The following is a 12798-nucleotide window of genomic DNA, read 5'->3' as shown; positions in this document are numbered from 1 at the left end:
AAGCCGTCAGATCGTGACCCCGATATTTGGAACAAGCTGGTAGAACGGGCTGGACAAGCCACCTCGCCCTCGACCGGAGGGGCGCCAAATCTTTACTTCGGTGAGACAAACGAGAGACAGAGGGCATCAACCGTAACGTGTGATAAAATTGCGCTGCTCAAAAGCTGAAGACCCTCGCGGCTCTGGACAATGAGGAAAGCCTTCTGGATAGATAGCAGGACGTTATTGGAGATCGCCAGTTGCCGTCTGCATACCTGCTGCGAGGTTCCATGTGAATAAAAATACCACAAACTCTACCGTATACGACGCCAGCTTTCATGCGCGTATTCAGGAGCGTTCTCAACTGGCTGCCAGGACTGTCTTGCCGATACTGTTAGAGGCGGGCATCCCATTTGAGTCGGTGACGGATGTCGGGGGTGGCACAGGAAACTGGAGCCTTGCAGCCCGGGAACTCGGCGCAAAAACGGTTACCCTGATTGATGGGGAATATGTGGATCCTGCAACACTGGCCATTCCGCAAGACTGTTTTGTTGCGCGCAATCTGACACAGCGGTTTTCAACTTTTGAAAGAGCGGATCTCGCAATTTGTGTAGAGGTTGCCGAACACCTCCCACCCACGCGCGCCGCCAGCTTTGTCGAGGATCTGTGCGCGATCTCAGACAACGTGTTGTTCAGTGCCGCGCTCCCCTTCCAGGGTGGGGACGGGCATGTCAACGAAATGTGGCCGGAATACTGGGCCAGTCTCTTCGAATCCCAAGGCTATGACACCTACGATTTCATTCGCCCCGCGCTCTGGACTGATTCCCAGGTGGATTGGTGGTACCGGCAGAACCTGCTCTTTTTCAAAGCCCGCCCCAAAGATGCGCAGACCCCGGGCAAGATTGGCAATCATCTCCGGTGCCCGCCCGGTGAACCACTCACCCGTATCCATCCAGAGGGCTATGTCTGGCTGGCCTACCGGTCCCGGCCGGAGGGTTTTCGCACCTCGGCGCAGCGGGTAATCAAGCTGCAATCCGATATTTCCAGCCTCGGAACCCCTGCCCAACTTGGCTATGGTGGGGAGTTTGACTCCGTTCCGCGGCCAGAGCTGATGGATCTCGATAGTGCCTGCCTGCGCGCGGTAATTGTCGGACCAGGCCGGACCGGCTCGACCGCACTTGCCGACGCGTTGAGCGACCACCCAGGGCTGTTCTGTCTCAACGAAAGCCAGGATTTGCCGCTGCTTCAGGCCCGCTTTGGCACTGCATCTGTGCCTGCGCGCGCGCTCATCGACAGTTTCCTTGAGGTGCGCTTTACTCCCACCCAGGTGATCGCCGAAGCCAATGCGCGCCGTGCCGGCAAGTCTCCAACCCATCTGCGCGCGTTTCTCGACCGGATCGTGAGCACCGAACCTGAGCTAACCGTAGCGCGCTTTGCCCGATATATGGCCGCCTATTACCGGGCCTCCGCGCAGGCTTCCATCCTGATCGATAAGACCCCTGATTACGCGCACCATCTTGAGGAATTGCTGACCCTCTGGCCCGATCTGAGGATCATTTTGATGGTACGCGAGGCTGCCCCCACCGCACTGTCGATGCGGAACCATCATGGCTATCGTACCTTGGCCGCGCTTGGAGAAACCTCCTGGGCTGAACTGCTGGCAACGTCACCGGGGCTGCCTACGGCCACCAGCGAGGCCCCAGAGACCCTGGCCCCCTATCTCGACATCTGGAGTGCCCGCGTCGCTGAGGCGCTCGGCGTGGCCAAGCGGCTTGATCCAACCCAGTTTACCCTGCTGCGCTACGAAGAACTCTGTGCCGCCCCCCGCGCGGAAGGACGCCGCATTTTGCGTTTTCTCGGCGCGGATCCTGATCAGGGCTGGCTTGAGCGTGTTGCAGAAACATTTGCGGCGCGACAGGCGCATGACAGCGATCACACCCAGGCGGCAGAAATGGCCGCCGCTTCGCACCAGGGGGTGCGCGTGCTCAATGCCCAGCTTGGGTACAAATAGCCAAGCCCCCGACATCCGAAAAACCAGCGCCAACAGTCATTATTGGCGCCCAGAACAGACAAGAAGCACAGGCTTTGGGTGAGGGGTTTTAGTTCCACAGACAGACAGGGCCTCCACGGCCTGACGGGTTCTGCGCAGCGGAGCTAGGGCCAGCCCCAAAACCAAGTTGCACCATATTGAATTAGCTATTTTATTTCTTCACAATCGGATGTGATTTTCAGCGATCTTGAGACGGCAATTCAGGAAGAATTCCTTTACCCTGAGGGCAAGGAATTCGCCAAATTCCTGCACTCAAACGGCCAAGAATTGCCTTGACATCCAGGCCCGTTTCCTACCTTTTGACCGCACATAAATCACAAAGGTTTCGCATGTCCCAGACAGGTCCTGACTTCATTGGAATAGGCGCTCAAAAGAGCGGCACCACCTACGCCTTTGAGGCGCTGCGCTATTGCCCCGGAGTGTCCTTTCCAGCCATGCCGGGATGCCGTGATTTCCTTTCCAACGCTGAATCTGATGGCGTGGTTTTAAACACCCTGCCAAAGGAAATTCAGTTTCTTGACGGTCCCAACAAAAACCTGAGCTGGGACCAGTATTTCGATATTTTTTCGGGCACCCCCGAGGGCGAAGTGGCGGGCGAGATTTCTCCGGCATATATGACCGCTCCTCTTGAGCGGATCCAGGAACTGCACGATCGCTGCCCAGATGTGAAACTCTTTGCGATTTTCCGCAATCCAATCGAACGGGACTGGTCTGCCATCCGCATGATTGCAGGGCGGCGGAACGAACTGGAAGACGATGATGCGCTGTGGCAGATTGCCAATATGCGTCATGTTATCGACATGGGGGACTATCTGGCGCCCCTCAAGCGGTGGCTAAGCGTCTTTCCCCGGTCCTCCTTTTTGTTCCATACACTTGCAGGGCTAGAAGCCGACCCCAAAGCCGTGGTTGGATCGTTGCTTGACCATATTGGGCTAGATCAAAGCCATCTAGGCAACATCCCGGAAAACAAAGTTTTCACCGGCCCTAGTAAAGAATGTCCTCCTAAAATTCTTGAGCTGCTGCGAGAGCGTCACAAGCACTCGTTCGACGATTTTGCGAGCCTTACCGGGCTGGATATTTCTGACTGGACCCAGGCAGCATATCAATGAAAACCACTCCAACTCTCTTTCCACTGGGCACATCAAGGCTCCATTGGGCAGCAGAGTACATCACCCGGCATGATGCAACTGAGGTTATTTTTCCGCGCATCGGGTATTTTCAATCTGCAGGCCAGATCGCAACCATGCTGGAAATTCTGTCAGGGATCCGCGACGTACCGGAGATCTGCCATTATCTTACCCGCCGCGACGGCACGCCGCTCCACCCATTTGACAACCGTGCCCTGACCCCTGATCAGGCGCTATGGAGGCAAAAGCGCGCAGAATTTGCTTCAGCTGATGTCCTTTTGTTGGAATTCTCTAGCTCAGTGGAATTCCAGCTCGGCGAGCTGCATGTACAGGGCAACCCAAATTATCAGCGCGATGTGCCCTTCGCGGATGTTTGGAAAGACGGCTATTATGCAACCTATGAACCCGAGGTTGACGTCAAACGGTTTCAGGACACAGAGCAAGATATCGCCGCCCATTTTGAGCGCTGTGCAAAAGCCGTAGGGGATCGTCCGGTCATCGTGCAATCCCATATCTATCGCGGCGCGCAAGGGTTCGGGCGCAAAGAATTTGCCGATATTGTGTCCCGGCAGGCCGCAAACAACGGCTGGCACTTTGTCGATGCAGCAGCTCTCTGCGCAGCCCATGGGTTTCGCACCTTTGCGAATGGGCAAACCGACATCCACCATCTCGACTGGCCCGGCACACGCGCCAACGCGGTAGAGCTTTTGGAACGCAGTTTTACCGCCTGGGGGTGCACTCTGAATGACGCCACCAAAGAGACGGTTATCGGCGACACCCACGAGATGATGTAGCCGTCGCGGGCTCTCAGAGTTCAGACAGGGGCGCCACTGATCTTCACCTTGCCCAACAGGGTTTCGTACCCCCTCGAAATATAAGAGGGTACGAAGATATCAACAGGATTTAGTGCAGTCTCTGGGTGGCCTTGACGCAAGAAATCTCTGGGCTGGTTGTGCTGAACAGATGGTTTCCATCCTTCACCACGACAACCTCAACATAGAGATCCCGATTTACCGGCGGCAGGTTGATCACCAAGGCATTCCATTGGTTTGTAAAGATCTTTTGCCCGTAGGGCAGGGCTGGTTTCAGCCAAACCACATAGTCAGCGCCGATTGCTACTGAATAGTAAAGCTCGACGCCTGTGATTTCGTGAATACCTTCTGCTTCAAGCCGGGGCCAAAGATAACACACGGTGTCGACGCCGTTTTCAAAGCTGTCAGGGCATTTTAGCTCAAAATCCAATGCCTGGGCATCAAAAATGACCTCTGGTTGCCCCTCCACAGCCCTTGTGATCGGTTTTTGCCAGCTGCCGCCCGAACAGCCGCCCTTGCCATCAAGGCCAATCTGAAGACGGCCCGCTACACTGGTCCTGATTGGATTATTGATTTTGGATTTTGTGGGCAATATACGGCCCGTCACATTGGAAAGACGCAGGCACCCGGCTGCGGTATTTTGTTTGCGCGTCTCTAAAGGCGTGCCTTCATAAAAGCCCTGGTAACCTATCGCATAAGGGATCAGGTCCTGCACCATATTGGTGATGCGCAGCCCCTGCTCCAGCTCCAGGAACTGCCGCAAATGCCACTTATCGAGAAATTTCTGCCACCCGTGACTGCGGAAGCGCAGCTTTTGATAGTTCGGCTGCAAAGGATGGTGGTGATAGGCAACAATGCCAGGCGAGTAGACAACCCGGTACTGACCATTTACCTTCAGGTTCAGATAAAAATCCTCATGCTCGCCGTTGGATTTAAACTGCGGATCCCAGCGAATTTGATCGTCGATCATTGCCCTGCGAAAAACTGCAAAATTCATCACAGCGTCACATTCAAAATACTCAATGCCCTGAGCGTATTTTGGGTCTGGCGCAAAGTAGTGAACAGGAATGGTGACCAATTTTCCCTTGTCTTTGTCGTAGCTGAAGAACAGCTCCCAGAACCTGTTTTCGGCGCTGCTGCCCCCCTCGTACTCGTGGACATCAAAAAGACGCCCCCCCACCACACCGATATCGGTCTGGTCTTCCAAAAGCGTCAGCGCAGCATCAAAATTGGTTTCGGGGCCAAAAAAGAAGTCATCGTCACACAGGAGGAAATAGGGCTCCGTCACCAGATCAACGGCAGCGTTGCGCGACGCGCAGACGCCTACGTCAAGCTCCATCCAGACCACTTTACAGTTATGCCGCGCATAATAGTCCCGCATTTCGTCCGTAGGTTCAGACTGGTCCGCAACATAGATCGGCATATCAGGGAAGTATTTTCGAACCGAATTAACCAGCCTTTGAACCGTATGCGGACGGCGAAAGGTGGCAAAAACCATTGCAAGGTTTTGAGAACCAACAGACGCCTGCGTCCTTTGTTCACCCGCCATTATCGCCCCCCCAAGAGGTTGGAGGCGGCAAGGAAATAACCCATCCCGTACAATTGCCCGAGGGCCGCATCAAAATCAGCAGCGCTGCCATCCGAGCAGAGGCCATCCCAGCTTGCTTCGTTCATTGGCACAGAGATCATCGCGGAGGCTTCGACCACACATCCCTGATCGCGCAGGTATTGATTGACCAAAAAGGTCGTCACACCCTGCCAGAAGAAACGGCGGCGGAACCAATCCTTGCTTAAACGCGCTTTGTTGATCTGGTGCTGCACCCGGATCTCGGGGTCAAAGAAAAAGCGATACCCGTCCCGGACCAGTACTGCGTTGATCGCGTTTTCACCCGAAAGCAGATTGGTACCAATCCGGCCAAGGTTTTCGGGGAAACCACCACGCTCTTGCACCGGCGCAATACGGTAGGCGCTATTTGCTTCGCAAAGCCATTCGGAGCCGATCAAATAGCGGGCATGGGTTGACCAGCCCAGACACACTGAAAGCGAATGCAAAAGCTTGTCACCCTGCAGCCAATCGGGTTTTGGGCTGCTCCAAACGGGATCCAATTCCCCGCCAACAACGGCAGCAGACTCGCCCAGTTCGTCAAAGCGCTGCAACAGGCGTTCGGCCCAATCCTTGGCCGGGATCGCGTCATCATCCGTAAAGGCCGCGATGGGAGATTTTGCTTCCCGCATGCCGCAGTTCCGGGCGCTCGCCAACCCCTGCTTGGTCTCCCGCACGACCCGCATATGCGGGTATTTTGCCGCATATTTGGCGGCAATTTCCGGTGATCCATCAGTCGAATTGTTGTCAACAACAATGACTTCGAACAGGTCTGTGGAAATCGTCTGCTGGGCCAGAGCCTCAAGACATTGGGGCAATGTATCTTCACGATTATAGACACAAACGACTGCTGAAATTTTCTTAGCCATCACGCTAACTCGCTTTCGGATACAAACAGATTGAGCATGGAAAACGAATACTGCTGAGGCGCGGCAACGGGGAAAAACACCAAAAGATAGGCCGAAACCACCTCTTTTGCATCGAGAACAGCGGTGGCCTCCTCCAGCGTTCGCGAAACAGTCATTGCCCGGAACTCACTGCCTTGCCCTGGCATCACTTCCCCCAGGCGGATGTCTTTGTGGCTGCCGTCTTTTAACGTCAGCCGCAGATCCAGAATGAGCGGTGCCTCATTGGGGCCCATGACAGAAATCAGGACTGTCAGCCGGGCATTGGCGCGGATCTCGGTCGCGTCAATTTTCCCTTCAAGCGAGACCCATTCGGTATGTCCGGTATTTTCAAACAACACATCCAGAAGAAGTGGATGGTCCGGTGGTGAGTCAAAAATAGATTTTTTTGCGCGCTGCCGCACAGCAATCTTTGCCTTCCCATCAGATAGCCCAATATGAAAATTCTTGGCAAATTCCTGGTATGGCTTCACGAGTTTTTTCTCGCCTTCCATAAAGGGACGTTTAAAAAGCATCGGAGAAAATTCCATGCATTCCTCATTCTGTGCAGGGGCTGATCAGCAGCCCGGCTTGTGTGGTCCCAGCCGAAATTAGTGTATAGTTGACCTGTGGTCCATCGGAATGATGGCGACCAGCGGAGATAGGCGGTGGTGCAAAACATACGTTCAATTTCACCTCTCCTACACCTGGGCATCAACATCCGGCCACCGCTGTCACCCGCGATTTGACGCATCCGAAACAGGCGCTCGGGGCGGGGAGGTGACCCCTGGTATCCATCGCAGTTTGGCTTACGCGGATCGGGGAACTGTTTGCTCTGGGCTCTCGACATATCGTGGATCGTCAAGGCTTCAAAACACGCGCCACCTCGTCGCCAACAGGACCCTTTACGCGCCTCCAGTCTTTTATCTTTCAGCGTTTTGTGAGGTTAAGTTGCGTATCTCTGGCACCCGTATCGTTTCTATTCGTTAGATAAATTCTGTTTTCTAACTGAATGCAAAGTTTGAAGTTCCGCACATTTTTATGTGAACTCACGCCGCAGTGCAGTTCCAGATATGTCTCCTTATTCCAATCGATTCTGGATTTCCATCAACTTGGTTTCAAAAATCTCAGCTGGCGTCCGGTAGCCGAGGCACTTGCGCGGCGTAGAATTGAGGCGGTGGCAAATCGACCTTAAATATCGATTTGTCAGCGCCGTCGGCTCCGTTGATCAAGGCAGATACTTCCGCAGCCTGTTGTTCGTGTTTTCCACGGTGCCTTTCTGGTAGAGCGCTTGCGGGTCACAGAACCAGGCATCCGCACCGATCCCGGCCTTGAGATGCTTCCATGCCGAAAACTCGGTGCCGCGATCAAAGGTGATCGACTGGCGCGCGTCGGCGGGCAGGGGAGCCAACCCGTTGATCAGGGACTCCATGATCGGTTTGGATTGGCGATCTTCATTACGCATCACGACGGCATAGCGGCTGACGCGCTCGACCAGTGACGTCACGTTTACCTTCCCATGCTCCTTGCGGAACATCATCAAGTCGCACTCCCAATGGCCGAATTCCAGGCGTTCTGAGACGCGCTCAGGCCTGTGTGACAGGCTTTGAACGTCGAATATGTGGGTTCTGTTGTGCCTGCGGTAACCACGCGGCCGGCGGCGACGGCGATGCTCAGGGAGATGGCGGTAGAACTGTTCCTCGCGACCGTCTTTGGAATAGGCAAAGCGATAGATCGTCTCGTGGCTGACGCGGATCGGGTGCCGTTCGAGCCGCATCCGGCCGGCGATCTGTTCGGGGGACCAGCCAGCCTTCAGGCGGTCTTCGATCGCGGCTTTCAAATCAGGGTGAATGATCATCTTGCGATGGATCGCGCGGCGCTGCTCATATTTGTCCTGAGCGACGAGCGCGTGATACCCGTTTAGCTCAGGAAGTTCGTCGTCCGTGTACCGATTACGCTTAATGTCTCGGTAGATCGTGGACGGGTCGCGACCCAGTCGATCCGCGATCTCTGAAATCGGCATTTTGGCTTCAAGCCACTTTGCAAGCTTGCGACGTTCGTCCAGCTTCAGGTGACAGTAGTGGGTTCCCATTCTTCATCCTCCGTGCAACTCTCTGTTTTAGTAAAGAATTTGCACTTCGTTTGTGAATCCACCCGGCTACAGGAAAGTAGCCAATAATCCATGTTATGTAAAGTTTTATTCTGGTGACACGGAAGGGGGCTTTATGCGCGGGTCTCCAGAAAGGTCATAGGATGTCCTAGGCACCAAGAACTTCCTTTAATGTCGCGGGGGAACCGGTAGCGCTTGACGTCAGGCCAATGGATATCTCATGTGGCATACCTTGCAGATTATCTACGTATGAAACCAGGATAGCTTGATCCGTCAGCATATCCGTTGAAGCGTCGAACTCCGTTCCACCGGCGTGTAGAAATGCAAAGTAACACCGTCACTGATATCGAAATCTACGACTGAGCCAGGCGATATGTACGATCTTGGTGGCTCCGAATGCATTGAAGCGGTTAATGAGAGCGATGTGGACGTAGGTTTTGGCGCTCTGGGCCTTGATCCCCGGCGAGCGGGCCAAACGTGCAACTTGGTTCGGGCAAACCTGTTCGTCTTGATCAAGTAGGTCAACGTGCACTGCATGGGGTGCTGAACAGGGTGTAGCCAACTTCGTTCGCGTCGAGAACCCGGTTGCGGCCCCCGCGCCGAAGCTGCGCTTAGTTTCCGCTGCGCCAAGCCCGCGCGCTGGTGCCAAAGCGTTGACGGAACGCGCGGCTGAAATGGGACAGGTCGCCAAATCCCCAGGACAGCGCAATATCCGTGACCGAGCGTTTCGCATGGGCCGGATCGCGCAGGTTGCCAGCCACCCTCGTCAGGCGTTGTTCGGCCACCCACTGACTGGGCGACAGGCCCTCGGTCTGGAACAGGCGTTGCAACGTGCGCAGGCTCATCGCCTCGGCAGTGGCGATGTCGCCAAGGTCGAGCTCGGGGTCCCGCAGCTGCGCCCTAAGCCTGCGTTTGACCCGGTCCAATCGCTGGATCTGCGCGTCGCCGGGGCCCTCGATGCTTTGCTGAATCGCGGTTGCGAACATCTGCGCGGTCGCGGTTTCCATGTCGCGCAGAATCGTATCGGTCAGGTCGGCGCCGTTTTCGACCATCTGGTGAATGAAGCCGGTGGCCAGCATACCGGCCTTGGCCCTGCCGTCGAACCGTCTGGCGGTCACCTGGCTCAGACAGGGCAGCCGCTCGGCCAACCGGTCGCGCGGCAGGCGCAGGATGATCTGCCGAAACGGGCTGTCAAAGGCCAGACGATAGGGGCGATCGGTGATGTAGCAGCCAAAATCGCCAGTCTCCAGCCGCGCCTGTCTGCCGTCCTGTTCGATAAACCCGTGACCTTCGATCTGCAGGGCAAACAACACGTAATCCTGCGGATCGCGGCGCAGATGCGCGGCGGTGCGTTCGGTGACCTGTGTGGTGGAATGCACGGTCGACAAGCGGCAGGAATCCGGGACGGCCGCGCTGACATGGCCAAAGAAGCCGTCATCGCTGGACGTGCTCTCAAGCCGCACGAAGCGCGACCAGAGTTGTTCGCGCCAGACCTCCCATGTGTCGCGTGACATCACCGACATTTCCCGAGTCGCCCTTTCCGTCATCGAAATATCGTAAAATCTTTGGCCTCTGGCGCCACAAGTCAACTGATTTGTCGTGTCGTGCAAAGTCGCGATGCGCCGCTCGTGCAGAGATATGTGCCATCAGCCGCACCACGCAACCAGGCGATTTGAACAAACCGGAGGGTTTGCGGCGAACAATGCGAACAGGGAAATAAACAACCATGAAACCGATCAAGGCCGCCTGTGTTCAGGCCGCTCCCGTCTTTCTCGATCTCGATGCCTCCATCGACAAGGCCGCGAGCCTTACTGCCGAAGCCGCCCAGGCCGGGGCCAAGCTCATCGCCTTTCCCGAGACCTGGCTGCCCGGATACCCGTGGTGGATCTGGACCGGCGCACCCGCCGAAGGTGTGGGCTTTTTGCCGGAATATCACGCCAACAGCATGGAGGTGTCCTCGCCGCAGATGAAGCGGCTTCAGCAAATCTGCCATGACAACGTCATCACCATGGTGATGGGCTATTCCGAGCGCGCCGGCGGCAGCCGCTACATGAGCCAGGTCATCATCGGCGAGGATGGCACCATTCTGCTCAATCGCCGCAAGCTGAAGCCGACCCATGTGGAACGCACCATGTTTGGTGAGGGCGACGGATCCGACCTTCAGGTCGTCGACAGCGATATTGGTCGCCTTGGTGCGCTGAACTGCTGGGAACATGTGCAGCCGCTGGTCAAGATGTCGATGTATGCCCAGCACGAGGAAATCCACGTCGCCGCCTGGCCCAGCTTTTGCGTCTATCGTGACCTGGCATATGCGCTGGGACCCGAGGTCAACAACGCTGCCTCGCAGGTCTATGCGGTCGAGGGGTCGTGCTATGTTCTCGCGCCCTGCGCCATCGTCAGCCAGGAGATGTTTGACCGGATTGCCGGCGACAGTGCCGAAAAAGCCCATCTGCTGAACCCGCAGACATCCAAACCCGGCGGCGGATTTGCCCAGATCTTCGGCCCCGACGGTCGCCCGCTTTGCGAACCGCTGCCCGAGGATCAGGAAGGCATCCTTTATGCCGATCTCGACCCCGCCATGCTGGCCATCGCCAAGGGGGCCGCAGATCCCGCAGGCCATTACGCGCGGCCTGACGTGCTGAAGCTGGTGGTCAACCGCGAGAAACGCACTGTCATGGAAGAACAGAACTGCACCGGCGCCTTCATCCCCGTCCTCTATGAGGACGCGACAGAGACCTAGGCCAGCGCGCCGCCTGGGCGCGGTCAGACCCCTCCGTTGCGCTGTTCTCCCAAGCGCGGCGGAGCGGCTGCCCGGTTTCTGCTCGGCGTATCAAGAAAAACACTGATCCATTCGATGCCCCGCACGCCCCGCCTGAGGTGCGCGCAGGTCAACAATACCCGGAAAACGGGAATGCAAACGCCCGCAAAGGGTAATTCAACAGGGAATGAACATGACACAGTTGAAATTGAACCGTCGCCATTTCTCCAGCCTTCTGGCTGCGGGAACGCTCACTTTCTCAGCCCGTGGAGCGCTGGCGCAGGGCGGTGACACCATCCGAATTGGCTTCGTCAGCCCCCGCACCGGACCTCTGGCGGGGTTTGGCAAGACGGACGGCTATGTGCTGGAGCAGGTGCGGGCGGCGCTGACGGGTGGCATCGTGGTGGCGGGCAAGAGCTATGCCGTTGAGATCCTCGACCGGGATACCCAGTCGGACCCGGCGCGGGCGGCGCAGCTGGCCAAAGAGCTGATCAACGAGGGGATCGATCTGATGCTGGCGGTGTCCACGCCCGAGGTGATCAACCCGGTCTCGGACGCCTGCGAGGCGGCCGGTGTGCCATGCCTGTCGACCGTGATGCCCTGGGAGGCCTGGTATTTTGGCCGTGGTGCCAAGCCGGGCGAGCCGAGCCCGTTCAAATGGACCTATCACTTTGGTTTTGGAGTGGGCGAGATCTTCAAGACCTATACCTCGACATGGCCCTCGATCGAGACCAACAAGAAGGTCGGGGTGATGTATCCCAACGACGCCGACGGCAATGCGGTGCGCGCGGTGCTGGCACCGCAGCTGGAGGCGGCGGGCTATACCATCGTCGATCCCGGCGCCTATGAGACCGGCACCACCGATTATTCGACGCAGATCGCGCTGTTCAAATCCGAGGGCGTCGAGATCATCAACTCCTTCCCGATCCCGCCGGATTTCGCCGCCTTCTGGCGTCAGGCGGCGCAGCAGGGCCTGGCGCGTCAGGTCAAGATCATGCAGACCGCCAAGACCGGGCTTTTTCCCTCCGAGATGGAGGCGATGGGATCGCTGGGCGAAGGCATGGCCTCGGCCGCCTATTGGCACCGTGATTTCCCCTACACCTCGCCGGTGACCGGCCAGAGCGGCCACGAGCTGGCGGCGGGTTGGGAAGCCACGAGCGGCGAGCAATGGACCCAGCAGCTGGGGGCGACCCTGTCGCTGCTGGATGCGGGTATCGAGGCGCTGAAGGCCGCGAGCGATCCGCATTCCAAGGAAGCCGTGCGCGACGCCATCGCCACGCTGAACGTGGAGACCATCGGCGGCCAGGTCGATTTCACCTCCGGCCCGGTGCCGAATGTGGCCTCAGGCCCTATCCTCGGCTCGCAATGGGTCAAGGCGAAGGACGGCCCGTTCGATCTGGACTATGTGCTGGTCAACAACGCGACCGACCCGAACGTGCCGATCACCGCCGAGCTGACCCCGTATAACGAATGAT

At 57.1% G+C, this 12798-nt stretch carries 9 protein-coding genes and 2 pseudogenes; 5 read left to right on the top strand and 6 right to left on the bottom strand.

The window, feature by feature from the left end; genetic code table 11:
- Positions 1-271: 271 nt before the first annotated feature.
- From ARCT_RS26875 to ARCT_RS0100785, 3 genes are all read left to right on the top strand, one after another.
- Positions 272-1990, top strand: coding sequence for a sulfotransferase (locus tag ARCT_RS26875; RefSeq protein WP_154665274.1), 1719 nt, complete (start codon positions 272-274; stop codon positions 1988-1990).
- Between the two features lie 458 nt (positions 1991-2448).
- Complete coding sequence (locus tag ARCT_RS0100790; RefSeq protein ID WP_161631275.1) at positions 2449-3138, top strand: sulfotransferase; 690 nt, start codon at positions 2449-2451, stop codon at positions 3136-3138.
- Positions 3135-3950, top strand: a complete 816-nt coding sequence (locus tag ARCT_RS0100785) for a hypothetical protein (RefSeq protein WP_027238397.1) — start codon at positions 3135-3137, stop codon at positions 3948-3950. The genes ARCT_RS0100790 and ARCT_RS0100785 overlap by 4 nt, the downstream gene beginning before the upstream one ends.
- 109 nt (positions 3951-4059) lie before the next feature.
- On the opposite strand, the gene ARCT_RS28545 is transcribed toward ARCT_RS0100785, so the two are convergent.
- The 6 genes and pseudogenes from ARCT_RS28545 to ARCT_RS0100755 form a co-directional block, all read right to left on the bottom strand.
- Positions 4060-4938: a glycosyltransferase family 2 protein gene (locus tag ARCT_RS28545; protein WP_240476183.1), complete on the bottom strand. Its 879-nt coding sequence runs from the start codon at positions 4936-4938 to the stop codon at positions 4060-4062.
- Positions 4939-5112: 174 nt separating this feature from the next.
- A pseudogene (locus tag ARCT_RS28885) lies at positions 5113-5466 on the bottom strand (glycosyltransferase family 2 protein); the annotation flags it as partial.
- Positions 5467-5516: 50 nt separating this feature from the next.
- Positions 5517-6440, bottom strand: a complete 924-nt coding sequence (locus ARCT_RS0100775; protein WP_027238395.1) for a glycosyltransferase — start codon at positions 6438-6440, stop codon at positions 5517-5519.
- Complete coding sequence (locus tag ARCT_RS0100770; protein ID WP_027238394.1) at positions 6440-7006, bottom strand: hypothetical protein; 567 nt, start codon at positions 7004-7006, stop codon at positions 6440-6442. Before ARCT_RS0100770 ends, ARCT_RS0100775 begins: the two co-directional genes overlap by 1 nt.
- 530 nt (positions 7007-7536) lie before the next feature.
- Positions 7537-8547, bottom strand: a pseudogene (locus ARCT_RS25055) (IS30 family transposase).
- Between the two features lie 629 nt (positions 8548-9176).
- The gene (locus ARCT_RS0100755; protein ID WP_161631273.1) at positions 9177-10079 is read right to left on the bottom strand and encodes an AraC-like ligand-binding domain-containing protein; all 903 of its coding nucleotides are present in this window, start codon (positions 10077-10079) and stop codon (positions 9177-9179) included.
- Between the two features lie 212 nt (positions 10080-10291).
- Here ARCT_RS0100755 and ARCT_RS25050 point away from each other — a divergent pair, with 212 nt between their 5' ends.
- Together ARCT_RS25050 and ARCT_RS0100745 are read left to right on the top strand one after the other, a co-directional pair.
- Positions 10292-11305, top strand: a complete 1014-nt coding sequence (locus ARCT_RS25050) for a carbon-nitrogen hydrolase family protein (protein WP_051360483.1) — start codon at positions 10292-10294, stop codon at positions 11303-11305.
- Between the two features lie 211 nt (positions 11306-11516).
- On the top strand, positions 11517-12797 hold the full coding sequence (locus tag ARCT_RS0100745) for an ABC transporter substrate-binding protein (protein ID WP_205855501.1): 1281 nt from the start codon (positions 11517-11519) through the stop codon (positions 12795-12797).
- Position 12798 lies beyond the last annotated feature (1 nt).

Source organism: Pseudophaeobacter arcticus DSM 23566 (assembly GCF_000473205.1).
Taxonomy (GTDB): Bacteria; Pseudomonadota; Alphaproteobacteria; order Rhodobacterales; family Rhodobacteraceae; genus Pseudophaeobacter; species Pseudophaeobacter arcticus.
This window is presented reverse-complemented; position numbering and strand designations above follow the sequence as displayed.